This is a genomic window from Microbulbifer variabilis, from assembly GCF_052467165.1.
On sequence record NZ_CP174301.1, the window covers coordinates 4,577,590 to 4,604,217 of the forward strand.

The 26,628-nt window shown below is 47.2% G+C and carries 24 protein-coding genes; 6 read left to right on the forward strand and 18 right to left on the reverse strand.

Features of this window, described 5'->3' with window-relative positions; genetic code table 11:
- Nucleotides 1-560: 560 nt before the first annotated feature.
- From ACJJIP_RS20400 to polA, 3 genes are all read right to left on the reverse strand, one after another.
- A complete protein-coding gene (locus ACJJIP_RS20400) occupies nt 561-1,529 on the reverse strand; it encodes a ribose-phosphate diphosphokinase (RefSeq protein WP_020413816.1) in 969 nt (322 codons plus the stop codon).
- Nucleotides 1,526-2,170, reverse strand: coding sequence for a dienelactone hydrolase family protein (locus ACJJIP_RS20405; protein WP_020413817.1), 645 nt, complete (start codon nt 2,168-2,170; stop codon nt 1,526-1,528). The genes ACJJIP_RS20400 and ACJJIP_RS20405 overlap by 4 nt, the downstream gene beginning before the upstream one ends.
- Before the next feature lie 457 nt (nt 2,171-2,627).
- On the reverse strand, nt 2,628-5,366 hold the full coding sequence (gene polA, locus ACJJIP_RS20410; RefSeq protein WP_444945888.1) for a DNA polymerase I: 2,739 nt from the start codon (nt 5,364-5,366) through the stop codon (nt 2,628-2,630).
- A gap of 344 nt (nt 5,367-5,710) precedes the next feature.
- Here polA and ACJJIP_RS20415 point away from each other — a divergent pair, with 344 nt between their 5' ends.
- Nucleotides 5,711-6,007 (forward strand): hypothetical protein, encoded by a 297-nt coding sequence (locus tag ACJJIP_RS20415; protein ID WP_157533526.1) that lies wholly within the window; start codon nt 5,711-5,713, stop codon nt 6,005-6,007.
- Nucleotides 6,008-6,082: 75 nt separating this feature from the next.
- Here ACJJIP_RS20415 and ACJJIP_RS20420 read toward each other — a convergent pair whose 3' ends face one another.
- Entirely contained in the window at nt 6,083-6,988 is a 906-nt protein-coding gene (locus ACJJIP_RS20420; protein WP_282952001.1) for a metal ABC transporter substrate-binding protein, read from the reverse strand.
- 106 nt (nt 6,989-7,094) lie between these two features.
- Between ACJJIP_RS20420 and znuC the strand changes: the two genes are divergently transcribed.
- From znuC to ACJJIP_RS20435, 3 genes are all read left to right on the forward strand, one after another.
- The gene (gene znuC / locus ACJJIP_RS20425) at nt 7,095-7,925 is read left to right on the forward strand and encodes a zinc ABC transporter ATP-binding protein ZnuC (protein WP_444945889.1); all 831 of its coding nucleotides are present in this window, start codon (nt 7,095-7,097) and stop codon (nt 7,923-7,925) included.
- On the forward strand, nt 7,926-8,735 hold the full coding sequence (locus ACJJIP_RS20430) for an iron chelate uptake ABC transporter family permease subunit (RefSeq protein ID WP_282952003.1): 810 nt from the start codon (nt 7,926-7,928) through the stop codon (nt 8,733-8,735). It begins immediately after the preceding gene.
- A 224-nt stretch (nt 8,736-8,959) separates the two neighbouring features.
- Nucleotides 8,960-11,575 (forward strand): TonB-dependent receptor, encoded by a 2,616-nt coding sequence (locus ACJJIP_RS20435; RefSeq protein WP_444945890.1) that lies wholly within the window; start codon nt 8,960-8,962, stop codon nt 11,573-11,575.
- Between the two features lie 440 nt (nt 11,576-12,015).
- Here the strand turns inward: ACJJIP_RS20435 and ACJJIP_RS20440 are convergent, their stop codons facing one another.
- From ACJJIP_RS20440 to ACJJIP_RS20475, 8 genes are all read right to left on the reverse strand, one after another.
- Nucleotides 12,016-12,243: a hypothetical protein gene (locus tag ACJJIP_RS20440; RefSeq protein WP_282952004.1), complete on the reverse strand. Its 228-nt coding sequence runs from the start codon at nt 12,241-12,243 to the stop codon at nt 12,016-12,018.
- Between the two features lie 78 nt (nt 12,244-12,321).
- Nucleotides 12,322-13,518, reverse strand: a complete 1,197-nt coding sequence (locus tag ACJJIP_RS20445; protein ID WP_444945891.1) for a dipeptidase — start codon at nt 13,516-13,518, stop codon at nt 12,322-12,324.
- An 89-nt stretch (nt 13,519-13,607) separates the two neighbouring features.
- The gene (locus ACJJIP_RS20450) at nt 13,608-14,387 is read right to left on the reverse strand and encodes a CPBP family intramembrane glutamic endopeptidase (protein ID WP_444945892.1); all 780 of its coding nucleotides are present in this window, start codon (nt 14,385-14,387) and stop codon (nt 13,608-13,610) included.
- 63 nt (nt 14,388-14,450) lie between these two features.
- The gene (locus tag ACJJIP_RS20455; protein WP_444902414.1) at nt 14,451-15,137 is read right to left on the reverse strand and encodes an SCO family protein; all 687 of its coding nucleotides are present in this window, start codon (nt 15,135-15,137) and stop codon (nt 14,451-14,453) included.
- A 4-nt stretch (nt 15,138-15,141) separates the two neighbouring features.
- Nucleotides 15,142-16,035 (reverse strand): heme o synthase, encoded by an 894-nt coding sequence (gene cyoE, locus ACJJIP_RS20460; protein WP_444902415.1) that lies wholly within the window; start codon nt 16,033-16,035, stop codon nt 15,142-15,144.
- A gap of 44 nt (nt 16,036-16,079) precedes the next feature.
- Entirely contained in the window at nt 16,080-17,204 is a 1,125-nt protein-coding gene (locus ACJJIP_RS20465) for a COX15/CtaA family protein (RefSeq protein ID WP_020413830.1), read from the reverse strand.
- The gene (locus tag ACJJIP_RS20470) at nt 17,194-17,835 is read right to left on the reverse strand and encodes a redox-active disulfide-containing membrane protein (protein WP_444945893.1); all 642 of its coding nucleotides are present in this window, start codon (nt 17,833-17,835) and stop codon (nt 17,194-17,196) included. The genes ACJJIP_RS20465 and ACJJIP_RS20470 overlap by 11 nt, the downstream gene beginning before the upstream one ends.
- Nucleotides 17,836-17,857: 22 nt before the next feature.
- Nucleotides 17,858-18,589, reverse strand: a complete 732-nt coding sequence (locus tag ACJJIP_RS20475; protein WP_282952009.1) for an SURF1 family protein — start codon at nt 18,587-18,589, stop codon at nt 17,858-17,860.
- Between the two features lie 32 nt (nt 18,590-18,621).
- Here ACJJIP_RS20475 and ACJJIP_RS20480 point away from each other — a divergent pair, with 32 nt between their 5' ends.
- Nucleotides 18,622-18,846: a DUF2909 domain-containing protein gene (locus ACJJIP_RS20480; protein ID WP_444945894.1), complete on the forward strand. Its 225-nt coding sequence runs from the start codon at nt 18,622-18,624 to the stop codon at nt 18,844-18,846.
- Nucleotides 18,847-18,899: 53 nt separating this feature from the next.
- Here the strand turns inward: ACJJIP_RS20480 and ACJJIP_RS20485 are convergent, their stop codons facing one another.
- From ACJJIP_RS20485 to coxB, 4 genes are read right to left on the reverse strand one after another with little or no spacing between them, the layout of a single operon-like run.
- On the reverse strand, nt 18,900-19,790 hold the full coding sequence (locus ACJJIP_RS20485; RefSeq protein ID WP_444945895.1) for a cytochrome c oxidase subunit 3: 891 nt from the start codon (nt 19,788-19,790) through the stop codon (nt 18,900-18,902).
- Between the two features lie 4 nt (nt 19,791-19,794).
- A complete protein-coding gene (locus ACJJIP_RS20490; RefSeq protein ID WP_020413835.1) occupies nt 19,795-20,367 on the reverse strand; it encodes a cytochrome c oxidase assembly protein in 573 nt (190 codons plus the stop codon).
- A gap of 14 nt (nt 20,368-20,381) precedes the next feature.
- Nucleotides 20,382-21,932, reverse strand: coding sequence for a cytochrome c oxidase subunit I (gene ctaD / locus ACJJIP_RS20495; RefSeq protein ID WP_020413836.1), 1,551 nt, complete (start codon nt 21,930-21,932; stop codon nt 20,382-20,384).
- Nucleotides 21,933-21,952: 20 nt separating this feature from the next.
- Nucleotides 21,953-23,098 carry a cytochrome c oxidase subunit II gene (gene coxB, locus ACJJIP_RS20500; RefSeq protein WP_020413837.1) on the reverse strand — a complete coding sequence of 382 codons (1,146 nt, stop codon included), beginning with the start codon at nt 23,096-23,098 and terminating at the stop codon, nt 21,953-21,955.
- 875 nt (nt 23,099-23,973) lie between these two features.
- Here coxB and ACJJIP_RS20505 point away from each other — a divergent pair.
- Nucleotides 23,974-25,362: an MATE family efflux transporter gene (locus tag ACJJIP_RS20505; protein WP_444945896.1), complete on the forward strand. Its 1,389-nt coding sequence runs from the start codon at nt 23,974-23,976 to the stop codon at nt 25,360-25,362.
- A gap of 153 nt (nt 25,363-25,515) precedes the next feature.
- On the opposite strand, the gene ACJJIP_RS20510 is transcribed toward ACJJIP_RS20505, so the two are convergent.
- Both ACJJIP_RS20510 and ACJJIP_RS20515 read right to left on the reverse strand, forming a co-directional pair.
- On the reverse strand, nt 25,516-26,346 hold the full coding sequence (locus ACJJIP_RS20510) for a hypothetical protein (protein ID WP_444945897.1): 831 nt from the start codon (nt 26,344-26,346) through the stop codon (nt 25,516-25,518).
- The gene (locus tag ACJJIP_RS20515) at nt 26,343-26,621 is read right to left on the reverse strand and encodes a YheV family putative zinc ribbon protein (RefSeq protein WP_020413840.1); all 279 of its coding nucleotides are present in this window, start codon (nt 26,619-26,621) and stop codon (nt 26,343-26,345) included. Before ACJJIP_RS20515 ends, ACJJIP_RS20510 begins: the two co-directional genes overlap by 4 nt.
- Nucleotides 26,622-26,628: the final 7 nt, after the last annotated feature.

The window sequence follows — 26,628 nt, forward strand, 5'->3', positions numbered from 1 at the left end:
TCAGGAAGGTTTTTCTGCAAATCTGCGAGGGGGCTACACCGAATAAAAAAAGCCGGCAGATGGGGGCTGCCGGCTAGGGGTCAGTGCCCTTGGGGTGGGGCACTTCCAGACGTATCCAGGGGGACGGATACGCCTGAGGGTTCCTTGATAACACATCCTTAACCTACTTGAAGGCTAGGCTGGTGCCAGAAACATTCCCAGCCACCAACCGGTATCATCGAAGAACTGTAAATACTATGCTCACAGAGAAATAAATTCAGGAAATAGATTCCATTCACGCAATGAAAAGGAGACTTACGGAGGGTAACTCTCGTAAGAAAAAATCTTCTGGGACAAAAAAAAACCCCGGAGTTGGGGAAGTCCGGGGTTAAAAAGCTGAACGCTTTGGGGTTAGGGAGCAACAATGATCTGTACTTTCTGATACATCACCACCCCCATTTGTTCCCAGGGCTTGCGTAAATAAATGTAAACTGCCAGCTATCCGTTGAAACCAACGCAACCAGATCAACGAAGCAGGCGCCAGTAACAATTGTGGCGTTATTCTCAACTCCCACGCGCCCTCAAATAGTTAGCTCACTCACCGGGCCGGCGGTATGCAGGCGGCGGATTGCTTCGGCCACCAGGGGGGCACAATCCACCAATTCACAATTCTTGGGCAAGTTCACCTGAGGCAAAGAATTAGTGACAGCCAGACACTCCAAGGGGAGGCGCGCCAATTCATTTCGAGCATCACCACTAAATTGGCCGTGACTGGCCAGCGCCAATAACCGTTCCGCTCCTGCTCTCTGCGCAGCACCTGCGGCACAGCAGAGCGTAGCGCCACTGGCAATCAAGTCATCTACGATAACGACCGCAGCCCCGGCAACTTTACCGACCAATGTGCCACCAGTCAGCTGCTCTCCACGCCGGTACTTCTCGACAAACACCCTACCAATCGGACGCTGTAATCGCTCACCCAGTGCCTTGCGCAATTTTTCCGCCCGCTTTATGCCACCCTCATCCGGAGACAGCACAACCAATGGCCGCGTTTCATTCGCCAGGCGCGGTACGACGAAATCCAACAGTGGAGATTCGGCCAATAAATGTACTGTGCGACAGCGGAAAGCATTTTCAAAGGAGGAAAGATTATGGGCATCCAATGTCACTACTGTGTGCGCACCCACCGCCTCCAATAAGCTGGCGAGATAGCGGGTAGGCAGTGGGTCGCGCAGGTTGGTGCGCCGATCTTTGCGTCCATAACACAGGTAAGGCATCACCGCGGTTATCCGCATTGCACCGGCATCCCGCAAAGCTCCAATGAAAAACAAGCTGCGCAACAATTTTTCATCCACACTGCTATGAGGGTCGACATATAAGGATTGCACCAGGAATACGTCTGCCCCCTCCACATCATCAAGGGGGCGCACTTTGTGCTCTCCATCAGCAAAATAGCGCTCTTCATGTCGAGCCAGTGGCTCTCCAAGGGCTGCCGCCACTCGCCCGCCAAAATCGGCACCGGCATCCAGACTGAAAAGTTTCAAACGGCTCATAACAGGTTCGTGCGAAACCAGCGGCTAGTAAGATGCACTACCTCATCCATGGCGCCGGGCTCCTCAAACAGGTGACCCGCATGGGGAATAATCTGTAACCGAGGACCATTTACCATATGCGTCAGGGCCTCTTTGTTCACCTCCAATACCTGCTTGTCATCCCCTCCGACCAGCAACAGCGTCGGCGCTTTCACCAGCGGCAGATCAGAGCCAGCAAGATCCGGCCGACCACCGCGCGAGACCACTGCGCCTACCAGGGACGGCCGCTCAGCGGCAGCCACCAGGGCTACGGCGGCACCTGTACTGGCACCGAACAAACCAACTCTCAGGTGCTCAGTGCTCTCCTCATGGGCCGACCAGTCCAGAACTTCCACAAGGCGCCTTGCGCTCAGGTCGATATCAAAGCGGTACTCGCAAGTAGAAGCATCGGCGCGACTCTCTTCGACACTCAATAAGTCAAACAACAATGTGGCAAAACCAGCATCATTCAGTCTACTGGCAACAGTCAGATTGCGCGGACTGGCCCTGTTGCTGCCGCTGCCGTGAGCAAACACTATCAGTGCCCGCGCCCCCTGTGGCAGCGTGAGCGAGGCGTTCAAAGTTATGTCTTCTGTCGCCAGCGCTATGGCTTGGCTCTGCATCCACTGCCTCCAACAGACAATTGGCCAGGCACGATAGTGTCCCTGGGATAAAGAAGCCTGAAGAAAAACCAGAATGAATAAATTCTCTGTTGTGCTCAGACTAGACCAGCAGAACGCCAGAAGCTCTGCCAATTGGAGCCAAATGGCTTAAACCATTAACAGTTTAGGTTGTGGGAGTTAGAAGTCTTAGGGCAAAAAAAATGCCCCGGACTTGGGGGAGTTCCGGGGCAAACATCTGACTTCCTTGGGGGATGATGACGCATTCCAACAATCTTGCCTTTTTAGAAAGTCTGTCGCCGGAACAGTTCCACGAATTTATGCAAAGAAAGTAAAAACGCCGATCAAAACACGAAGATTGGCGCTATTTTCTTCAAACAAGCACCTGTGTAACCGCCAAGGTGACAAAAGTCACGATGGTATATCCATCTTGTGGCGCCAAAGTGCTTTTAAGGCAAAATCAGTGGGCCTCATCCCAGCTTTTGCCACGGCCGACATCGACAATTAACGGCACATGCAATTGGGCGGCACCCTGCATCAGTTCCACTAAACCATTGGCCACTGTCTCTATCTCCCCTTTGGGTACCTCAAGCACTAGTTCATCGTGCACCTGCATAATCAGCTTACTAGACAGCTTTTCTTCAGTGAGCCAGGCATCAACGGCGATCATAGCGCGCTTGATAATGTCAGCGGCGGTGCCCTGCATGGGCGCATTGATCGCTGTACGCTCAGCGGCTTGGCGCTGCATACCATTGCGCGAATTAATTTCCGGAAGATACAGCCGGCGACCAAACAGCGTCTCGACATAGCCTTTTTCTGCAGCCTGGGCACGTGTTTCCTCCATATAGCGCAACACACCCGGGTAGCGTTCGAAATAACGATCGATATAAGTCTGTGCATCGCCGCGCGGAATATCCAATTGCTTTGCCAGGCCAAAAGCGGACATGCCATAGATCAAACCAAAGTTGATCGCTTTGGCGCGGCGGCGCTGTTCGTCGCTCACCTCGCCCAAAGCCACTTCAAAGACCTCGGCTGCGGTGGCGCGGTGGATATCCGCTCCCTGGGCAAAGGCATCCAGAAGCCCCCTGTCGCCAGACAAATGCGCCATGATACGAAGCTCAATCTGTGAATAATCCGCCGCGATAATTTCGCTGCCACCATTAATTCGGGGGTCGGCAGTAAAAGCTCGACGAATTCGACGTCCTTCCTCAGTGCGAATAGGAATATTCTGCAAATTGGGATCACTGGAAGACAGGCGACCTGTGGCCGCCACCGCCTGGTGATAAGAGGTATGCACGCGCCCGCTGCTGGGGTCGATCATTTTTGGCAGTTTATCGGTATAGGTATTTTTCAACTTTGCCAAACCTCGGTACTGCATGATCAGGGCCGGCAGCTCATGGTTATGAGCCAGCTCCTGCAGCACCGCCTCTGCCGTGGAAGGTGCTCCTTTAGGGGTCTTTTTAATTACCGGAATCTGAAGTTTCTCAAATAAGATGGCGCCAAGCTGCTTGGTGGAGCCCAGGTTAAATTCCTCACCTGCTACATCGTAGGCCTGTTGCTCCAGCTCTCGCATTTTCTGCTCAAGCTCCGCGCTCTGCTCCGCGAGCATCTTCGCATCAATATAGGCACCACTACGTTCCATACGCGCGAGTACCGGCAACAGTGGCATCTCGATCTCATCGAGCACCTTTATTAGAGTTGGCTCCCGCCTCAACCGTGAATCCAACTCATTGTGTAACCGTAGGGTGATATCCGCGTCTTCAGCCGCATAGGGGCCAGCCTTATCCAGCTCAATCTGGTTGAAAGTGAGCTGCTTTACACCTTTTCCTGCAATATCCTCAAAGTGCACCGTATGCTCACCAAGGTACTTGAGCGCCAAGCTGTCCATATCATGGCGACTGCCGGTACTATCAAGCACATAGGATTCCAACATGGTATCCCGTGTGATGCCGCTGAGCTCTATGCCGTAATTGGCCAGAATATGACTATCGTACTTGAGATTCTGACCCACTTTTTTCTGCCTGGCATCCTCCAGCAGGGGCTTTAGTTTTTGCAAAACCTCTTCAAAGGGTAACTGCTCAGGTGCCCCCATATAGTCATGGGCCAGGGGAACGTACGCGGCGCGGTGTGGTTGAACGGCAAAAGACACCCCCACCAATTTTGCCTGCATATAGTTAAGGCTCGTGGTTTCGGTATCAAAGGCGAACATATCTGAGTCTTTTAGCTGCTGCAGCCAAGCATCAAATTCCGCCATATCCGTCACTGTAACGTAATCCCGCTCAACAGCCTCAGCCATAGCTTCATCGGCTTCCTCACTGGTCAGCTCCTCCAACCAGCCGCGAAATTCATTTTGTGTAAACAGTTCTATCAATGCCTCTGTATTAGGCTCAGCATTGTGCAGGTCCTGTGGATGGTAAGGCATTTCTACATCGGTTTTGATGGTCGCAAGCTTGTAGGAAAGCTCTGCCGCCTCGCGATGCTCGGCCATTTTCCTGCCGAGGGTCTTGGCACCGCGAAAACCTAGAGGCGCAATAGCATCCAGATTGGCGTAAATATCCTTGATTCCGCCTAGATTCTGTAACAATGCCAGTGCAGTTTTCTCACCTACTCCGGGAACACCGGGTATGTTGTCGGACTTATCTCCCATCAGGGCGAGGAAGTCGATAATCAGCTCAGGCCCAACCCCAAATTTTTTTACAACACCATCACTATCCATTTCAGTGTTGGACATGGTATTGACCAGGGTGACGCCGGGGCGCACGAGTTGCGCCATATCTTTATCACCGGTGGAGATAATGACTTCCTGACCTTTGCGCTGGGCTTCCAAAGCCAGGGTACCGATTACGTCATCCGCCTCAACACCATCAACTACCAGGCGCGGCAGTCCCATGGCGTCGATGATGTCGTGGATCGGCTGAATCTGCTCACGCAGATCGTCGGGCATAGGCGGGCGATGGGACTTGTACTCAGCAAACATCTCATCGCGAAAAGTCTTGCCCTTGGCATCAAATACCACCACTACAGGGCTATCCGGATGCTCCTTCAAATGGCGGCGCAGCATGCTGATCACACCACGCACTGCCCCGGTGGGTTTACCCTGGGTGGTAGCCAGTGGCGGCAGGGCATGAAAAGCGCGGTAAAGGTAGGACGAGCCATCCACCAGGATCAGAGGGGCGGCGTGGGTATCTTGTTTACTCATAAATTATGGGAATCTTGCTTGCTTATTAGGGCGCTTGGCGCGAATGGCAGGCTGATAGGATAACGCCCTTCACATAGTTTTTCCGCCTATCGAGATCCTTCACAGGCAATTGCCGCCTCTGTACCCCACATTGCATCAAAGCCAACTCGCCTCGACGTAAGGTCGATAACTATCGGCGCAGCAACCTCACCATATTTCCAGTCTCTACTAGTCTTGCGGGTAGCGACTTAACCATTCGCTATCTCCCCGGGAACTTCTGGCAACTGGCTGCCTGCAGGCGGCGCGGGACCTTTTGTTTTCCGGAAAACGATACCCATCAGATGTTTAAAGGAAGGATTCTAACTATGAGAGGAGTGATGTACGCCGCTCTTATACTTGCCGCCCACTCTCTGGCCACACCGGCTGGTGCGGTTTCAGCCTGTGAAACGGAGAAGACCCAAAAGGCAAATTCTGCCACAGCGGCATTTCCACACACGCAGGGGCACGAGTTGATGCTGGAGCAGGCTACAAGGGAACAAGAAAAAGCCTTACTAAAACGCCAGATGCGCCAACTGGAAAAACTGCGCGAGCAAGCTGAACGCGAAGCGGTGCGCGCCGAGAAATTACAGCAATTGAAAAGTGATACCACCAATGCTGGTTAACCACCACCGACCTCTTTCATGCCCGGCAAGATTATTGCCGGGCACCTTCTCCAAACTCCACAAGCCTCCTGAACATCAACCCGGTACTTCGCCCAGCTTGGTTGTATTATCAGGAATCTGGCTTAGACAAGCACGAGCCTGAATTAACAGGGACTCGATCAGGTCTTGATAGCTGGCGCCGGCGGCTAATTTCTCCCCTAGAGGATCCAGAGCCGCATACTCCAGCCCCAAATGCAGGGCCAACTGTCTGTCGCGATCATTCTCCGGTATCCCGCCAAATAGGCAGCCCTTCTCTACCGCGGATAGATCAAGCATTGCCCGAACACCGTGACTGACGCCACTGCTATCACTGAGGGCATGGGTTTGTACCCCGGCAGAGCCGAAGAAATGCCCATAGGCATCGTGGGTCACCACTACCGGCACATCGCGGTAACCCCACAGTGCCCGATCTAACACCTTTTGCAGGCTGGCCATAGACTTGGAAAAATCCCGCGCCCGCGCCCGGTAGATCTCGGCCCGCTGAGGCTGCAGCTCGGCCAGGCGCTCTGCTATCTGGGCCGCAGCAATCGCCGCATTACGTGGGCGCAGCCAGACATGTGGGTCAGTGGCACTCGCACCCTGGAACTCATAGTCGGCCGCGCCAAGCAGTTGCAACTGCCTTTGTTCAGGCAAGAAGGTCGCCTGCTTCGCGAGAACAGCTTCCATCTGCGGCCCCAACCATACCAGGAGTAGCGAGCGCTCCAGAAGGGCGCGCTCAGACACACTAGGGGCGTAATGATGTGGATCACTCCCCTGAATCAGTATCCGCACCGGTGTCTCCTCACCAGCGATTTCGCGAGCAATCAATGCCAAAGGACGCACACTCACAACCAGCTCCGTCCTATCGACAGGTTGAGGTTTACCACAAGCGAATAGGCATAAAATCAGCACAATCAGCGCAGAAGAAAACAAAGTACGTACAGAGAGAGACATGGGAGACATTTAACGACACAAAACTGCGATATAATCACAAGCGGCCTTAAGCCGCCAGCCCGATTACCCTTCGGTGCATCTGGCAACCAAGCATCCAAGGGCCTACAAACATAATATGGTTTTCCCCGCCAACTCCGGAGATAACAACCTGAGCTCTTCAGCGCCACTAATTACCGCCGACAGCATAGCTTTACAACTTGCCGGCCGGCAGTTGCTTAGGGGCGTTTCCCTGGAGCTAGATCAGGGGGAAATTGTCACCCTGATCGGCCCGAACGGTGCCGGCAAGACCACATTATTGCGGTTACTACTTGGCCTTACTAAGCCAACCAGTGGCAACATCTGGCGCAAAAAGGGGCTGCGCATTGGCTATATGCCCCAGCGGTTGCATATCGACAGCTCCATGCCAATGTCCGTCGAGCGCTTTTTGCTGCTGGGCCAAGCCAGTATGACCCCTCTTCAGGCGCAAGAGGCACTGGATAGAGTGGGAGCGGGGCTATTACTCAAAGCCAACCTGGCCAACCTTTCCGGCGGCGAGATGCAGAGAGTCCTCCTCGCCCGCGCCGCATCCCGCAAACCGCAATTACTGGTGTTGGATGAGCCCACTCAGGGAGTAGACGTGAGTGGACAGAGCGAGCTGTATCAGCTGATCGCCACTCTCCGCGACGAGCTCGGTTGCGGGGTACTACTGGTTTCACATGACCTGCATCTGGTAATGGCCGCTACAGACAGAGTGCTCTGCCTAAACCAGCATATCTGCTGCCATGGTCATCCGGAGCAGGTGAGCCGGGATCCCGCATACCTGGAACTCTTTGGTGACAAGGTGGCTCCCTACACCCATCAACATAACCACCAGCACAAATTAGGCGGTGATATAGCGATTGTAGGGGACTGCACCCACGACCACTCCGATACAGCCTCCAGCGGCAAAAAAAGAGAGCAAAAATAAGTGGTGGAATTCGGCGAATTACTGCACAGTCAATTTCTTTGGTTCGCCCTCGGTGCCGGCCTGCTAGTCGCTGTAGTAAGTGGCCCCCTGGGGTGCTTCGCCGTATGGCGACGCATGGCCTACTTTGGTGACACTCTGGCTCACTCCGCTCTACTCGGCGTCACTCTAGGCTTTATCCTGCATATCATGCCGACGCTGGCTGTAGGCGCCACTTGCTGTCTATTGGCAATATTGTTGATGTATCTACAGCGCAGACAGAAATTGGCAGTGGATACCCTGCTCGGCATTCTATCCCATTCGATGCTGGCCCTTGGCATAGTGACAGTAAGCCTGTTCAAAATAAAAGTGGACTTACTCTCCCTTTTACTTGGCGACCTTCTCGCTGTCGGCGGTCAGGACCTGCTACTTATGTGCATCACGGTGGTGGGAATTCTGACTCTGCTCTACTTCCTGTGGGAAAAACTTCTGGCTTTTACCCTGCACGAAGAGCTGGCTTCCGTCGAAGGCGTACCGGTGGAAAGGGTACGCATGACTCTGATGCTGATGCTGGCACTACTGATCGCTATTGCCATGAAAGTAGTCGGTGTTTTGCTAATCACTGCATTACTGATTATTCCCGCAGCAGCCGCCAGAAAACTTTCCCATACACCGGAACAGATGGCACTGCTAGCCTCTCTGATCGGCTGCCTTGCCGTCATACTTGGCCTGATGGCTTCAATTTTGTGGAATACGCCCGCCGGCCCCTCTATCGTCCTGGCTGCTGCAATATTTTTTCTCGTCTGCCAGATACGCCTATCCAGAAGCAAGTAACGCCAAAATAATATTCACTGTATAAATCAATCGATAAGTGCCACTTGTCGTATTTTGGCGCACATATGATCTATTTAAGGTGACTCATATCACCTATTTCCCCAATAAGCCTGAGCCCCGCCTCCAGCCAATTGTTTCAATTTATCGCCATTGCTAGTGTTGCCCGACGACCAGCCACTTTGGGCCAGTCACGGACTATGACAATAAAAAGGTTGAGCAAAAACATGGAAAAATTCACTCTCCGTCGCAACGTATTGGCCAGCGCCATCTTGGCTGCGGCCGCAACAACAACCCCGCAAACCCTCCTTGCTGCAGAGGAAGGTGCTATAGAGGAAGTCACTGTTGTTGGCTCCCGTATCAGTCGCAATTCAGAATTTGAAAATGCCACTCCGGTCCAGGTAATGGATCGCGAAAGCATCGAGAGGTCTGGTTACACCAACCTGCAGCAGCTGTTTGAGAAAAACCCCGCAGCTGGTAACGGCACCTTTTCCACCCGCGGCAACAACCAGGACTCTACCGCCAATGGCGCAGCGGCAGTTAGTTTGCGCGGTATGGGCGCCGACGCCACCCTGGTACTGGTCAACGGCAGGCGAGTCGCTATCAGCGCTTTCGCCGAAAGCATTACCACTAACTTCGTGGATATCAACAGTATTCCCCTGGCTGCGGTTGAGCGTGTGGAAGTCTTGAAGGATGGCGCCTCGGCTATTTACGGCTCTGATGCGGTAGCCGGTGTGGTCAACCTGGTACTGCGCAAGGACTTTGAAGGCACTGAAGTATCCATGGATTATGGCAGTGCAGATGGATATGACGAGCAGTCTTTCTCCGCGGTTTGGGGCATCAATGGGGAAAACTCCAATTTCACCGTTATATTGGATCACCACAAAAACAGCCGCCTGGCGAGTACAGAGCGCAGCGGCCTGGATACAGCGAATCAGTCTGGACGTGGCGGTATGGATTTTCGCTCTTCCCGCGGTTACCCAGGCAGCTTTACCCTGGGCAATGGGACCATTCTGCCTGATCCCAATTGCCCGGAGGATCGTGATACCGGCGAGGTTTGTGTATATGACTACGGCCCCTGGACCTTAATTACCCCGGAGGCCGAGCGAACAGGCCTGTTAATGCTGGGCCATACAGACCTCAATGAGAATATCGAATTCTTCAGCGAAATCGCTGTTCAGCACAATACTTCTGTAGCCCAAGGAGCCCCAACGCCCTTGGATGGTGATGCAGGCCTCTATGTACCTGCCGATCACCCCAACAATCCTTTCGGTGAGGATGTGGACATCTTCCGCTATCGCACCGTGGATGCCGGTGCGCGCCAATGGGATATCGAGACAGACAACTTGCGCGGTGTTTTCGGCCTGCGCGGTAGTATTGCTGAATGGGACTGGGAAGCCTCTGTACAGCGTTCACGCAGCGAATCGACCCAAACCGGGGACCGTTCCCAGGGCTGGGTGCGCACCGACCTGCTCCAGCAGGAAATCAATGCCGGGCGTTACAACCCCTTTGGTGGGGTCCAAAACCCCGATTCAGTGATTGATGCGATTACCACCAGTTTGGTTCGCCAGGGCAAGTCTGATCTTACCGCTTACGACCTCTCCATTAATGGCGACTTGTTTGATACCAGTAACGGGACTATCGCCATGGCAGCAGGCCTTGAGTACCGTGAGGAAAAAGCCTCAGATATCCCCGACGACCAGTTCCAGCGTGGCCTGATCTTTGGTACAGAATCAGTTTCCGCCAAAGCCAGCCGGGATATCACCTCGGCCTATGTTGAGTTTGCCATTCCACTGCCAGCCAATTTTGAGTTGAGCCTGGCTGGCCGCTACGACGACTATAGCGATTTCGGCAGCACCACCAATCCCATGGCCAACCTCCTGTGGACAGCCAACGATATGCTATCCCTTCGCGCGTCCTGGGGTACCGGGTTCCGTGCTCCATCACTGGCACAGGTTGGTCTTGGAGATTCACAAGAGTCTCTATTCTTCATCGACACTTATGGATGTGAGGTTAACGATACATATTGCAATCAGACCGACTACACCATTATTTACTCCGGAAATCCTGACTTGGATGCTGAGGAATCAGAATCCTTCAATATCGGTGGTGTTTTCCAGCCCCTCGAAGGCCTACAGCTATCGCTGGATTACTGGAATATCACCCAAGAAGGAAAGATTGATGAAGTACCTTTTGGCTACCTTTACAACAAGTACTGTAATGACCAAAGCAGCACTATCTGCCGTCGGGATACACCGGTAGCCGGTCAGTCTTTGGGAGCTCTACAATCTATTCGCAGCGGCTTCACTAATATCGGCGAACAAGAGGTATCGGGCGTAGATCTAAGCGTAGTTTATAGTGGGCTCGAATTGGCAGGCGGTGATTTAGGACTTCGCCTGGACTATTCCTACTTGGCAGAGTTTGAAAGAGTAGAACTGAACTCTGAGGGCAGCGCCTTCCTCACCAGGGATTTAGCTGGAGAATACGAGTATCCACAGCATCGATGGAATGCTACTGCTGACTGGACCTTTGATACTTTCGGCCTCAGTGCTGGTCTGAGTTACATTGGTGAGTTTGAGGATACGCCAGATATTGATTTCGATGGCACCCTTGACTATGACACCAACAGCTCACGCACCGTAGATTCATTTATGACCATGAATCTACAGGCACGCTTTACCGGTTTTGAAAATATGATTCTGAGCTTGGGTGCCGACAATGTATTCGATGAAGAACCACCATTTGCGATTGGCGACGGAAACACTGACCTGTATGGTTATGTTGAATCTCAACACGATCCTCGTGGTCGCTTTATCTACGGCAAGATGACTTACACCTTTTAAATAAAAAGTAACCACTGATCCAATAAAAAAGGGGAAGCTTGAAGCTTTCCCTTTTTTATTTTCAACAATCAACTAGCGCAACAATACTCAGTTCTTACAATTCTATAGCTTAATTCTCGTTAGACTTTTTTTTCACCAACTCTGAGCCCGCTTTATGAAACTCATATACAGTTAAAGTAACACCAATCAACAGGCAAATAAAAACGCCAATTCCAATTATTAAAATAAATGAATCAGACACATTTAGCCTCGGCGCGCTAGTAGTGCAGACACTTTAAAGTAGATACCAAACCCTAAAATACTCGGCACCCACAAGGCAGTAAAAATTCCTTGTTCTTTATATCCATTGAACCATAAGAACCCCGACAGGAAAAAAGATATGAAAACTGCCAACATGATAAAAAGATCAGACATTTTTAGCACTTTATTTCCCCTTTACGCTAGTCATAATCCCAAAATCCAACAGCCGCCATTAACAAACCGATTATTGTAATGCTTGCAGGTATTCGCATCCCTGTTATTCCAAAAACTTGAAGTATTGAAGGAACCATTCCCAAAAGGCCAAACAAAGCCCAGAAGAAAAATGGCATAGCTACCAACAATCCGATCCAACCAATTACCAATCGGAATTTCTTAGAACGACTAACGGTGTCGGCCTTTTTCTTCAACAGATTTACTATCCGCTATGACATCTGAGAGAATAAACTAGTGACAGCATAGTTTAATAATGAGGCTTCAACAGGCACTCAAATCTTCTGCATGGCAGAAAAATCTTCATTCCTCTGCCAAACACGTAATAAATTACCCCCAAGAATCTTTCTAATATCGTCATTGCTATAACCACGTTTCAACAGACCAAGAACCAAATTAGGATATTCAGATACGTCTTTCAAGCCGACGGGTAAACTATCACCAACGCCGTCAAAATCAGAACCGATTCCTATGTGATCAACACCTACTAAATCTCGAATATGATCAAAGTGATCAAGGACATCATTTAGATCTGCGTAAATGAATTTATCTTTTTGTAATTTTTCTGTATATTTTTTCACCTCAGTATTTTCTTTTACTAAGTTTCTCTCCTTTATAAAATTATCGACCGCCGAATTAATTTCAGCATAAGATGTTCTGGACTTGGCGCTGATAAACGTTGAACCAAAATTAATCATTATTACGCCATCCTTTTTGGCGAGGGCCTTGATCATTTCATCACTCATATTGCGCTCAAAATCAGGCGTAAAGTGCCTCGCTGATGAATGAGAAGCTATTACAGGAACTTGGGAAATCTCCAGTACCTGCCAGAAAGCTTGATCAGAAATATGAGATACATCAACCATGACACCCAGTACATTCATTTCCTGAACTAATTGCTTACCAAAATCACTTAGCCCCTGCCAAGGGCGCTCTTTATCGTAGGAAGAATCAGAGATATGATTACTCTTTGAGTGAGTCAGAGTGATATATCTCACCCCTCGATTATAGAAATGCCGGAGGTTTTCGATACTACCATCAATAGCAGCACCATTTTCCATTCCTAGAGGGAAGGAGAGCTTGCCCTGTGCTACCTGTCTATTCAATTGATTCAAGGACATAGGAATAGCAAATTTATCAGAGTGTTTGCCCACCAGTTCTTCAACATTATCTATTAACTGATCCGCATACGCTCTAGCGCTACCATCTTTCTCTTTTTCTGCCGGGATATAAATCGACATAAAGGGCGCATTTAAACCTCCACTTTTCGCTCTTGGAAAGTCAAAATCGCCTCCTGTAGTCGATAACCCAACATCCACATTTTCCTTAGATAAACGATAAGGAACATCAATGTGACCATCAATCAAAATATTTTCTTGAACCAGTTTTCGTGCCCGAGTCTGCAAGTCAACATTTGTTTCGTTACTACAAGCAGTCAACAGTATTATCAGAAGAAGAGAACACTTTTTCATAAAATAAATTCCAGAATTCAATTATCACCCAGACTAATCAATTTTTTACAGGATAATTTATCAGTTTTAAAAGGCTTGTTATTCATCAATTAGCCAGGCAACGGATAAGGAAGAGTTAGCATATGGAGGAAATTAACCCCCCAATGTGCCAACACACAGATCCAAAAGTTTCTAAACATATACCACAGTATGGCATAGCATAATGAGGCGATCCCCAATAACAAAACAGCAGCAGAATTGGCCGACCAGCCAGTGTGTAGTAGAACAAACAGAGTTGCAATAATAGGAACGGAAATCCATCGTAAGCGGCCCAGCCCCTCCTCCAGACCTCTCTGTAATATCCAACGGAAAAAACCTTCCTCACTAACACAAATAATAATTAAGTTAATAAGCGCGGCAAAAAAAATCACCCAAGATAATTTTATCGATGGACCATAAAGGAACATACCTGTAATTACAGGAATAATAATAGCCAAGAGTAGATAGCGGAGATCAGAAATTCTTATCGTCTGACGTAATCGTAACATAAAAGCGAGTATTGCAATTGAAACAATTGCTTTACCGACATTAAAACCAGCATATATGAGATTTCCACTACTATCTGAATAAGGTGGCAAGACGTGTAAGCGATTACTGCCAGGGATGATATTAGAAGCAGCCACTAGCATAGAAATAACCGCAATAAAATATAGGGTAAAGCGCCGCCAACCTTTACTTACTTCCAACCCTACCAATACAAACCAGATAACTGGTGCTAGCAGACCCGCCCAACCAAAAGGAATTACACACAGAGATAAAAGAGCTGGTGCTCCCCAGGGAATACCTTCTCTATCTAATAAATTTCTAGTCTCAGAAATACTATTTCGCATCTTCAGATCACCGTTTGGAAAGCGATCCTCCCCCTCTTTAAATATAATGAATATAACTGAAAATCAACCATTAAATGTCGCCCGAATTGAGCGATAAGTTAATTTTAACTTAGCAGGATCCAAAGGTGCCTTAAAAAAAGCATGATAATGGCCAAAGGGGTTTATTAACACCACCTGAGAACCATGATCAACCGTATAACCGCCCTCATCCAGCATTACTTTGTTGAAAGGAACATTGAGTTGGCTAGCAAAACGCTTTATTTCAAAAAAATCCCCAGTAATTCCATGGAACTCTTTGTTAAAGTAACGTACATAATCATGTAAAATTTTTGGATTATCCCTGGCCGGATCAACAGTGACCAGAATTATTTCGGTATTACTCCGGGTATTACCGTCAAGGAGCTGATAAAAACTATTTAAAGTGGATAATGTGGTAGGACAAATATCTGGGCAGTGTGTGAAACCAAAAAAAACTAAAGTCCATTGGCCTTTTAGGCTATCGGTATGAAATACTTCTCCAGTATCTGAAACCAACTGAAAATTATCTAATATCCTTGCCTTCTGAAGTTTTACCGCACCATTTAATCGCAATTCGGAATCTGTTATTACTCGTGGCTGGCTCAACTTATGAACAAAGCCGACTAATACTGCTACTATGAATAACAGTAAAATAGCAATTGTAACACGAATACCACGTTTCTGACGTTGCTCAGTTAGCATATCATTATTATTTAATCCACTATGATTCATATTCTTACACCGCTATTAAGTAGTGATCTAGCAACATAATGCCAAAAAGTGCCATCAAATAAATAATGGAATACCTAAATGTCTCTATGCCTGCATTGGGATCTCTGCCACGCAACATTACCAGGCTCCAATAAATAAATCCCAAGCCAAGTACAATCGCACCCAAGAGATAAAGCCAACCCAGCATAGCAGTGGCAAAGGGTAAAAGACTTACTGCGAATAAGATGAATGTATACAGCAAAATATGCAAATTGGTATATGGCACGCCATGGGTAACAGGAAGCATAGGAACATTAGCTCTGGCATAATCATCCTTCCTATGTACTGCCAACGCCCAGAAATGTGGTGGGGTCCAGGCAAAAATTATCAGCACAAGCAACAAGGCATGGCCATGGATTTCACCAGTAACCGCCGTCCAACCAAGTAAAGGCGGCGCAGCCCCGGCAAGGCCGCCAATTACAATATTTTGTGGAGTGGCATGCTTAAGGAACATAGTATAAATAACTGCATAACCCAATAGCGATATGAGTGTGAGCCAGGCAGTTAAAGCGTTTATAAAAACCAAAAGCACAACCATACCAAGCAGTCCAAGTGCCAGGGAGAAAACCAGTGCCTTACGTGGCTCAACCCTCCCCTTCGCTACTGGTCTGTTACTGGTGCGCGCCATTTTAGTATCGATATACCGATCAACTAAATGATTAATTGTTGCAGCACTCCCAGCACATAGTGCAATCCCAATATTCCCCAATATCAAAGTATGCAATGGCACCATACCCGGCACCGCAAGTAACATACCAATTACTGAAGTTAGTATCATCAGCATAACTACTCGAGGTTTAGTCAGCTCGTAGTAGTCACGCCAGTTTGTTGAATTTAATTTAGCAGTTTGTATGGTCATAATATTATTGATCTCCTAACTTCCCTGATATGAACCTATTCTTGTTAAAGTTCGCCAGTCAGAGCAGACCTTGGTAATACTAAATTAGTTTGAGCTTCACTATCTTCTATACCCGATGGTTGAACAATCTGAATACGATAATAAAAAGTCAAAGTGACTAACAGTAGTAAGGCCGCACCCGCGTTATGTGCAACTGCAATAGGTAAAGGTAAAAACATAATGACATTTGCTATACCCAGACCTAACTGAAATAAAAGAAGTCCACTTAGAATCAGTGCCCAACGATGTAGACCTACTCTCCAATTCAGTATCGCCAACGTGAACACTACCAAGGTCACCAGTAGAGCGCCGATCCGATGACTAAGATGGATAGCCGTACGTGCATCACTCTCCAAAGCCCCCCCCAAATAGTTCGGCCCTATTTGTTGAGTAATATTAAATCCCTCTTGGAAGTCAGCCTGTGGCCACCACTCTCCATGGCAGGTAGGAAAGTCCGGACATGCGAGTGCTGCGTAATTGGAGCTTGTCCATCCACCCAAAGCGATCTGCAATACGATAACTAAAACGGCCAAAAACGCTAGCGGACGTAACCTCTGTAGAGCACGGTATTTATCCACCGGAATATAAATGGGGGTTTTTCTCATACGTTCTATCAAAAGCCATAACATAGACAATGTGGCCATGCCTCCCAGTAGGTGAGCGGTAACCACTTGCGGCCAGAGTTTTAACGTTACAGTCCACATCCCAAATATTGCTTGCAAAACAATAAGAGCCATCAACAAATTAGTTTGCTTAAGCGTGCGTTTATTTGGGCTACGCCAACTCAAGTAAGTCAAAGTAGCAACCACCAATAAAAGTATGCCTGCAAAGTAGCGGTGAACCATCTCTGGCCAGGTTTTGCTGCCATCCACAGGAGCATCTGGAAAGGCTTTATTGGCAGACTGAATTTCATGAGCCTCATCTGGCCAAGTGAGGTGTCCATAACAACCAGGCCAATCGGGGCAACCTAAGCCAGCATCAACCAATCTAGTAAATGCACCTAAAACGACCACTACTACTGCCAAAATACAGCCCGCTAACGCCACTTTTGAACGTAACCCAAAATTCGGACGTGCATTACTATTCCTATTAGTTGTCGACTCCATCCCCTGATCCTTTTTATTTCTCATAGGAGTACTTCAATAATCGTTTAATATCTTTCAACAACTGATTGCCGTTATGATGGTTGTCATAAGCCATCATAGCGAAGCCTTCCTGGTCAATGAGAAGCGCTTTGACTTCATCTACATTCTGAAGGGCTGCCAATTCCTGTAATGTTCGGATACTATTCTCGTTCAATTGCAGAATTTTCAGACGTGGATGTTCAACCCTAAAATATTCTTGTTTTTCAAGAGACATTGGTGCACCAGTTACTAGAAGCCGCTCCACTCGGTGTGCTTTTTCACCAAGGCGTATATGCACCTGACGACTGGTATACAGAAGTTGTTCACACTCATTGCTACACTTTGAGCCTCCAATAATCAGGTACCGCCATTTTGGAGACGCATCTAATGGAAATATCTCTTCTTCACCTTGATAAGACACTTTGAGATTATTAATTTTTATTGGAGGTTGAATTAATTCTCCCTGATTAGTAGTTTTGTTGGGTATACCAAGTCCGGTATAGAAAACAATATATGCTGCAATCATGGGCAACAGGACAGATGCAACAATTGATATCCCTTGCAACTTTCTGGAAGAAAAATAGCTGGTAGTTTTACTAGCATATTCAGAGGTAGAGACTTGTTCTTTATTTTCCACTCCAGCAACCCTTCATTTATTTCTATTTATATCCAAAGAGCCTACCAAAATTGGTAGCCGCGAACACCCATAAAATTACCAAAGCTATTGCCATACAGAACCATTGTACGGAGTATGCTCTATGACGCTCTGCACTATTTTTAATGAAATTCCAGTCAGTTACTAATGCAGAATTTGAATCGGCACTAAGTCTGATCACCCAAGATGCATCATATAGATCTAGTTTTTTCATCAGATTTTTATCGAGTAACTGTATTCGCCGATTTTTTTCTTGAGCAGACAGATTATTTAAAGTTTTTTTTGCAACAGGATAGAGAAAACCTATAATTTTTATAGGGTTCTTTGGATAAAAAACTTTTGGAAGTACATCTCGGTTCATTGATAAGGGTATCCATCCACGGTTTATCAACCACCTTTGGTCGGCGGATATAAAAACCTGTAAGACTTCATAACCTGCCCGTCCACTTCGAGTCCGGTTATCCAATAAGAAGTATTCTCCGGTGTACTGCCCCGACAAACTTACTGGAGTAAATCTTCTTAAATCTAAATTTGCATCAGGTCTTGCCGGTTGTAAGGACAACCTCGCATCAATCTCTTCGCGAATGGTTTCTTTATATTCTGCTCGCTCCAATTGCCAAAATCCCAATGAGACTAAAATTGGAAACAAGCCTATTGAGAAGAGGGTTATAGGCCAGTTACGAATCAGTGTTACACTGGTATTTTTCGTAGGAACTGATGGTATCTCTACTCTCATACGTTACTACATCACTGATGGAAAATAATAATATGTGGCTGAAGATAGTTATTGTGGTTCTATTTCTTGCGATACTGGTCAGCCTTTCCAGTGCTTTGTTTTTTCTACTACGGGATATGGGAGCCCCCCAATCAAAGCGTACGCTGTATGCATTGGGAATCAGAATTTCCCTTGCCGCTTTACTCTTATTAGCTATTTGGTACGGTTTCGAGAGTGGAATTCTCGCTAAGAGCGCACCTTGGGCAGACAAATATTAATTCTTTGATTCCCCTTCTACTTCTGTAAAGGGGGAATCAAAGATACAACGATTCTAAGCTCCAAGAACATAGACAAAGATAAAGAGGCCAACCCAAACAACATCTACAAAATGCCAGTACCAGCTCGCAGCTTCAAAACCAAAGTGATCATTAGGTTTAAAGTGCTGAGCAATTACAGATCGCAACAACATAATTAATAACATGATGGTCCCCAGGGTCACATGGGCACCATGAAATCCGGTCAACATAAAAAATGTAGTGCCATAAATTCCGGATTCTAACGTAAGCCCTAAGTGCTGATATGCTTCATAGTATTCTTTCGCCTGTAGGTACAAAAATACGGCTCCAAGAATTACTGTAATTCCCAACCATGCATTGAACTTTCCACGCTCACCTTTTTTAAGAAAAACATGAGCGAAGTGAACTGTGACACTGGAAGTCAGCAAAATGAGTGTATTCCACAATGGAAGGTGCCAAGGATCAATAACATCTTTTGGCCCTATAAATTTTGCAGTATCACCATGGGCTGCTGCATCTGGAGTCACATAGAGTGGCCAGGCATTTTCAAAACCTTCCCACAACATATTGGAAATACCATTTTCTCCCTCTCCTGCGAGCCAGGGGACAGAAAAATTTCTTATGTAATACAATGCTCCAAAAAATGCCGCAAAGAACATAACTTCAGAGAAAATAAACCAACCCATCCCCCATACATAAGATCGCTTCAATTGTTCACTATTCAAACCTGCCATATTTTCCTTAATGACAGCAGCAAACCAGAACCACAGCACAGTCGCCAGGGTTAGCGCACCAGTAAAGAAAACATAAGAACTGCCACCATTGATCCAATTTGCAGCACCAAAAGCAATCAAAAACAAACCAATGGTGGCAAATATTGGCAGCCTAGACTGTTCGGGTACATAGTAACTGCTTTCAGTAGCCATATTTTTATCCCTCTCGCGCGGACTTGGTATTATTTTTATCGACATTTTTAGAAATTCTTTCCGTAACATCGAACAGCGTGTAGGAAAGGGTTATGGTTTTCACATTTTTAGGTATATCTGGATCGACAATAAATCTAAGAGGTAGCTCCGCTTTCTCCCCTGCTTTTAGCTTTTGCTGATTAAAACAGAAGCACTCGGTTTTATGGAAATATTGCGCTGCCTTAAACGGTACCAAGCTTGGAATAGCCTGGCCGATCATATCCACTTTGGTAGGGTTAAATGCGAGAAACACAGTATCCATGATCTCACCCGGGTGTACTTCTATCGACATAACACTGGGAGAGAATTTCCATGGCATATTGTCATTATTACTCGCTACAAACTGGACTGTGATTGACCTGCTGGTATCTATGGCTGCAGGCACGGCCTCGTAACGCCCTCCTGTTTTACCGTTTAAACCAGTAATTTCACAAAAAGCGTCGTAGAGAGGCGGCATAACAAATATAGCGAATACCAGCATGCTGGCGGCTAGCGCCAGCAATTTCGCAGTAACTTTGCTATTTTTGCTGATTCTCATTAGCTATCCAAAGATTAACGAACAACCGGCGGCGTACTGAAAGTATGGTATGGAGCCGGTGAAGGTACAGTCCACTCCAACCCCTGTGGGTTATCCCAAACCTGCTCGGTAGCCTTTTTACCCCCCATTACAGTGCGTACCACATTAAACAGAAATACCACCTGTGCCGCACCAAAGAGGAAGGCTCCTATACTGGCCATCTGGTTAAAGTCGGCAAATTGCAATGCGTAATCCGGGATTCGTCTTGGCATACCGGCGAGACCAACAAAGTGCATAGGGAAAAACGTGAGATTCAAACCGATAAAAGCCAGCCAGAAGTGCACTTTACCCATGGTCTCGTTGTACATATTGCCCGTCCACTTAGGCAGCCAATAATAAACAGCCGCGGTAATGGAGAATATAGCTCCTGGGACAAGAACATAGTGGAAGTGAGCTACTACAAAGTAGGTGTCGTGATACTGAAAATCTGCTGGAGCGATCGCCAACATCAATCCTGAAAATCCACCAATCGCAAACAGGATAATAAATGCGATTGCAAACAGCATCGGGGTCTCAAAAGTCATTGATCCACGGAACATAGTGGATACCCAGTTAAATATCTTTACACCAGTAGGTACTGAGATCAGCATCGTTGCGTACATAAAGAAAAGTTCACCGGCGATTGGCATACCCACAGTGAACATATGATGCGCCCATACAATCAGGCTCAAAAAAGCGATCGCCGCAGTGGCGTATACCATGGAGCTATAGCCAAATAGCGGCTTGCGGGCAAAAGTAGGGATAATTGCCGAGATAATGCCGAATGCCGGCAAAATCATAATGTAAACCTCAGGATGCCCAAAGAACCAGAATACATGCTGGAATAACACAGGATCTCCACCGCCAGCAGCACTAAAAAAGCTGGTTCCAAAGTGAATATCCATCAACATCATAGTTACCACACCTGCGAGAACAGGCATCACGGCAATTAAAAGGTATGCAGTGATCAGCCAAGTCCAAACAAATAGCGGCATTTTCATCAATGTCATGCCAGGTGCGCGCATATTCAAGATGGTGGCAATAATATTAATAGCTCCCATGATCGAGGAGGCACCAAGGATATGCACAGAAAAAATAAAGAAGGTTACGCTGGGTGGTGCGTACTCAGTGGAGAGAGGCGCATAAAAAGTCCAGCCAAAATTAGGGGCACCGCCCTCCATAAAGAGTGTGGATGCGAGCATCGCGAACCCAAAAGGTAATATCCAGAAGCTCCAGTTATTCATACGTGGCAAAGCCATATCCGGAGCGCCGATCATCATCGGGATCATCCAGTTGGCAAGGCCTACAAAAGCCGGCATAACTGCACCGAATACCATGATAAGCCCATGCATCGTGGTCATTTGGTTAAAAAACTCGGGTTGCACAATCTGCAGGCCCGGTTCAAACAGCTCGGCGCGAATCACCAGCGCCATACACCCGCCCAAGAAAAACATTGCAAAACTAAACCATAGGTAAAGGGTACCTATGTCTTTATGATTTGTGGTGTAAAGCCACCGCTTTAATCCAGCTTGAGGACCATGTGCCATGCTAAATTTCCTCCGGGCATTTACTGCTTATTCTTGAAATTGAGGATATCAATAGGCTGAACTGTGTCGCCCATTTCGTTGCCGAAGGCATTGCGTTGGTAGGTAATTACCGCAGCGAGATCTACTTCAGACAATTGCTCTCCAAATGCCTGCATGGCAGGATTTACCTGGGAGCCATCAATGACGATATCCAGGTGAGTATCCAGTGGCCCGGTGGCTATTTTCGATCCAGCTATAGCCGGGAAAACCCCGGGTACACCTTTGCCATTTGCTTGATGGCAGGCAGCACAAGCACGGTTGTAAACTTTTTCCCCCTGGGCGAAAAGCTCATCAAAGGTAAAATTTTTCTCAGTCAATTTGCGTATCTTCGCAGCGGATTCAGCCCGGCCACCCAACCAGGCAGTATATTCTTCTTCTGGGACCGCCTTGATAACAATTGGCATGAATCCGTGGTCTTTGCCACAAAGTTCTGCGCACTGACCGCGGTAAATTCCAGGCTCCTCAATGCGTGTCCAGGATTCGTTTATAAAACCCGGTATTGCATCTTTTTTAACAGCGAGATCCGGTACCCACCAGGCATGGATTACATCATTGGCTGTAATCAGGAAGCGAATTTTTTTCTTAATAGGAACAACTAAGGGTTCATCCACTTCCAGCAAGTAGTTGGGCCCTTTGGGCTGTTGATTATTAATCTGTGCCCGGGGCGTGGAGAGGTTAGAGAAGAAGGAAACATCAGAGCCCAGGTATTCGTACTTCCACTTCCACTGATACCCGGTAATCATGATATCCAGATCAGCCTTATCTGTGTCGTAGATATCGTACAGCGTTTTTGTGGCAGGGATTGCCATCAGGATCAGGATAACGGTGGGAATAATTGTCCACACCAACTCGACTGCGGTGCTCTCATGGAATTGTGCAGCCTGGTGCCCTTTACTCTTTCTATGCCGCCACATGCTATAGAACATGACGCCAAAAACCAGGACACCTATGGCCACACAAATCCAAAAAATGAGCATGTGCAGTTCATAGGTGGTTTGGGCAACTTCCGTTACCCCTTTGGGCATATTGACCCCCCAGCGCTCAACAGCTTGCTCTTCCGCCACTGTAGAGTGGGCGGTCAGCGAAGCAGCCAGCAAGGCGAACAGCCGATCGAAGCCTCTCAACATCGCCTACAGATCTCCGTGGTTGCGGGCTTCACAGGGAAACCCGAAATTTTATTTTGGCCGCTGGCCTTCACGGATAACTGAAATCACCCAGTACCATATGGCGATACAGGGTTAATTCCACACAAAAATTGTGGACATACTGTAGTAACACAAGACTACATACACTGGGCGGAGAGATAACTCCGCATTACTGCCGTCAGTGCAACTTGTTATTCTTAGTAAAAGATTTTTTTACTTCAGATGTCGTCGTCCGGAAGGTACAACCAACAACCTGTGTTTCTTATTTGTCGCAACTACTGCAGGTACAACGGGAACATATTGCTACCGAAAAGTCAATCGACGCTTATAGCGAAAAATTATGCTCGTGTGCTCCAACTTGTTAGGGAATTACAAATAAATTTCATCACTATTTTGAGATGCTCTTACTAAGTATGAGCTTATTTACAGATACTTTGTAACAAGACGATTTTTTTGGATAAATATGACTACTATTTTAAAGTCCCATAAACCGAGGTTCATTAAGCAAAATCCAATCAACCTCTGTTTAAATCAAAGATAAATATTTCAATATTTTTTCGGCCAAGATTTACCATGCAGATATGGCATAATCGACAGCTTAGCAACAAAAGATTTTTACGCCAGGATAATCTGCGATATCATCAATCCGCCATCTAGCCGACGGGTTGGCATTGGCACCACAGGTAAAACTGGTACCAATCTCTTCATTTATGCCGTGTGATTATTTCAAGCTCTAACAGATCATGCCGAAAGCCCGTTAACTGCACTATGCAATCGACTTACTTCAACTGAGTTAGTACACCTCAGTCCGATACTTATGCCTAGCCGGCAAAAATATATTTTCCGTGGCTTTTCCTATGCAGCATTCACAACTCGACAAACAGCCACTGCGAAGGGTATGGAACCTTGCTTGGCCCATGATTCTGAGCAATATCTCTGTCCCTTTATTGGGGGCTGTGGATACCGCAATTCTGGGACACCTACCCTCGCCAGAGTATCTATCTGGAGTGGCTGTAGGTGCGAGCGTCATGTCCATGCTACTTTGGGCCTTCGGTTTTCTTCGCATGGGCACTACCGGCCTAGTAGCCCGAAGTGATAAGGGAGGAGTTGATTGGCTATTACGCGCACTGCTACTGGCTCTCAGCCTCGGGGTTTTACTCCAAATAATTGCCTTTCCCTTACTAAGCCACATAGTCGGTTGGATGAATGCCAGTGTTGAAGCTGGCCCTCATGCATTATCTTACTTACAAATACGCCTGATAAGCGCCCCTATCGCGCTAGCCAACTTTGCCATACTCGGATTTTTTATTGGCAGGCAGGATAGCCGCGCTCCTTTATATATATTACTCGCCGCCAATATTCTTAATATTGGCCTGGATTTTCTGCTGATACTCGGCCTTGGCCTTGGCGCAAAGGGTGCCGCAGCTGCTACCGTAAGCGCTGATCTATTTGCCTTTGTACTCGGTTTTTATTTACTTCGCCGGATAGATGGCGATATCTGGTCTGACATCGTTAACCAGTTATGTAAGCGTCAGCTTCTTCCCTGGGCTGATCCAAAGCCCTGGATCGAATTACTCCACATTAATACAGACCTATTTATTAGAACATGTCTTTTGCTTTTGACACTGACTTTTTTCACGGCCCAGGGGGCGTCTCAAGGCGACTCTGTTTTGGCTGCCAACGCAATTCTGCTCCAGCTTTTGATGATTACTTCTTATGCCCTTGATGGCTTTGCACATGCCACTGAGGCGCTGGTAGGAGAGTCCATTGCTAAAAAATCAAGCAAGCTCTTCCAGGCAACCGTTCACAGTGCTGGAATCTGGGCTCTCGGCAGCGCTATAGGCCTTACCATACTTCTGGTTGTGGCACAGCCAGTTATTCTCTCTCTGTTTACTGATATCGGTACTGTTATAGAACAGGCCAATCACGTGTACTGGTGGCTTTGTGCCTTACCGCTAATAGCGGTATGGAGCTATCAACTCGATGGAGTTTTTATTGGTGCCGGTAGAAGTCGAAAAATGCGCGATACAATGTTTATTGCCACTATTGTAGTTTTCTTCCCTAGTTGGTGGTTAACCCAGAGTTGGGGCAACCATGGCATATGGTTCAGCTTATTTTTGTGGATTAGTGCACGTTCTGTGGGGCTCATAGTTTATTATCGATACTACACTGTAACCGACTCCTGGATACAAAAAGGAGCATGCCAACAAAATAAATACACCGATACAACAAACTATTCAGAATAAGCGGAATATTCATTCCGGTTATTCTCAAAAAGAAATTAGTACAGACAGAGTGAACGAATCAATGCAGAGAAATGAAAACTATAAAAACTATAATTTCAGGATGGTAAATACTGAGCGGGCATAATAATGCATTAAAACCCGCTCACCATTTTTTTAGTGGACAGATACCGGTATCTGCTTCCGGGCAACTATCTGGGTATAGTTGGCAAAAAACTCACCCTCCCCCTGTAGCATCGCACGATTCAGTCCTTCTACCTCTGACCGGAGTTTGGAGTTGTAAAAATACAGGCTACCATTTCGCACAGTATACCCTCTGGTATTTTCAGCCATCAGCCGATAGAAACTAGAAACCCGCTCAAGATAGATCTCTGCTCTTTTAAGGGAGAAACTACCCTTCTGATAATAATCGAGCACTTCAGAATTAATTCGGTTCCAGATGTTCTCCTTCTCTTGATCTGAGAACCGGTAGGCCTGCAGCTTAATATTAATATCACTCTGCAGATCTCTCAGATATCTGTCTGCAGCACGGGCGGATTCCTTAAGCCCTCCGATGATTTTTTTACGCTTACGCAGCGATTCCTTTCTCTTGAAAGTTCTGGCATCTGACATTTCTGCGGAAGCCAGTTCGCCGAGAGGCCGAAAAATAGTGATATGTTGCAGATTGGTATTCCTGGTCAATTTCTCACAGATCTCCACAGCATACCGCCAGGATTCAAACGGTTTTCCGTCCAAAATTTTTTTTGGCAATGCTTCAATATCTGCATTCAGTACTTGCTGCTGCTCACGATAGAAATTCGGGTGTTTTTTCCAGTCATTTGCCTGCAAGCGAAATAAGCTCAGAATTCCCTGGTTAACACAGCTGGCCAGCAAGTGAGCTGTCTGCTCTTGCTGATGCCTCTTGATCTCACGGTAACGATCAAGGCCGTACAAACCTACTACAAAAACGACTACCAACAGGGTCAATAACAAATATATCTTTTTCACTTTTTATTTTTTTGGGGCGGCTGAATAAGTTTGACAGGTTCCTCACGTACTTCTTTCCTTTGTGTGGAACTGACTCTTGTTAGCAATTCCGTTGGCGCAGATTGCAAGCGGATTTCATCCTTAAACCCACAGGAAACACATTCCCGATAATTTTTACCCTCCTCCTGGTAATTTACAATCCGATCCATTTCACTGCAGCGCGGACAGACTGCACCTGCAATGAAACGTTTTTTCTGCGATTTCTTTTTCCCATCAGGCTTTTCTGTACTGATCATGACTACT

Excerpts from the sequence above, each read along its gene's own strand:
- ACJJIP_RS20415 (WP_157533526.1), top strand. The coding sequence starts at position 5,711 with ATGAGAGGAGTGATGTACGCCGCTCTTATACTTGCCGCCCACTCTCTG.
- ctaD (WP_020413836.1), bottom strand. The coding sequence starts at position 21,932 with ATGGCACATGGTCCTCAAGCTGGATTAAAGCGGTGGCTTTACACCACA.
- ACJJIP_RS20420 (WP_282952001.1), bottom strand. The coding sequence starts at position 6,988 with ATGTCTCCCATGTCTCTCTCTGTACGTACTTTGTTTTCTTCTGCGCTG.
- ACJJIP_RS20465 (WP_020413830.1), bottom strand. The coding sequence starts at position 17,204 with ATGAGAAATAAAAAGGATCAGGGGATGGAGTCGACAACTAATAGGAAT.
- polA (WP_444945888.1), bottom strand. The coding sequence starts at position 5,366 with ATGAGTAAACAAGATACCCACGCCGCCCCTCTGATCCTGGTGGATGGC.
- ACJJIP_RS20480 (WP_444945894.1), top strand. The coding sequence starts at position 18,622 with ATGTGGCTGAAGATAGTTATTGTGGTTCTATTTCTTGCGATACTGGTC.
- ACJJIP_RS20505 (WP_444945896.1), top strand. The coding sequence starts at position 23,974 with ATGCAGCATTCACAACTCGACAAACAGCCACTGCGAAGGGTATGGAAC.
- ACJJIP_RS20450 (WP_444945892.1), bottom strand. The coding sequence starts at position 14,387 with ATGCGAAATAGTATTTCTGAGACTAGAAATTTATTAGATAGAGAAGGT.
- ACJJIP_RS20445 (WP_444945891.1), bottom strand. The coding sequence starts at position 13,518 with ATGAAAAAGTGTTCTCTTCTTCTGATAATACTGTTGACTGCTTGTAGT.
- ACJJIP_RS20515 (WP_020413840.1), bottom strand. The coding sequence starts at position 26,621 with ATGATCAGTACAGAAAAGCCTGATGGGAAAAAGAAATCGCAGAAAAAA.
- cyoE (WP_444902415.1), bottom strand. The coding sequence starts at position 16,035 with ATGACCATACAAACTGCTAAATTAAATTCAACAAACTGGCGTGACTAC.
- ACJJIP_RS20435 (WP_444945890.1), top strand. The coding sequence starts at position 8,960 with ATGGAAAAATTCACTCTCCGTCGCAACGTATTGGCCAGCGCCATCTTG.
- ACJJIP_RS20405 (WP_020413817.1), bottom strand. The coding sequence starts at position 2,170 with ATGCAGAGCCAAGCCATAGCGCTGGCGACAGAAGACATAACTTTGAAC.
- ACJJIP_RS20455 (WP_444902414.1), bottom strand. The coding sequence starts at position 15,137 with ATGAATCATAGTGGATTAAATAATAATGATATGCTAACTGAGCAACGT.
- znuC (WP_444945889.1), top strand. The coding sequence starts at position 7,095 with ATGGTTTTCCCCGCCAACTCCGGAGATAACAACCTGAGCTCTTCAGCG.
- ACJJIP_RS20490 (WP_020413835.1), bottom strand. The coding sequence starts at position 20,367 with ATGAGAATCAGCAAAAATAGCAAAGTTACTGCGAAATTGCTGGCGCTA.
- ACJJIP_RS20400 (WP_020413816.1), bottom strand. The coding sequence starts at position 1,529 with ATGAGCCGTTTGAAACTTTTCAGTCTGGATGCCGGTGCCGATTTTGGC.
- coxB (WP_020413837.1), bottom strand. The coding sequence starts at position 23,098 with ATGTTGAGAGGCTTCGATCGGCTGTTCGCCTTGCTGGCTGCTTCGCTG.
- ACJJIP_RS20475 (WP_282952009.1), bottom strand. The coding sequence starts at position 18,589 with ATGAGAGTAGAGATACCATCAGTTCCTACGAAAAATACCAGTGTAACA.
- ACJJIP_RS20485 (WP_444945895.1), bottom strand. The coding sequence starts at position 19,790 with ATGGCTACTGAAAGCAGTTACTATGTACCCGAACAGTCTAGGCTGCCA.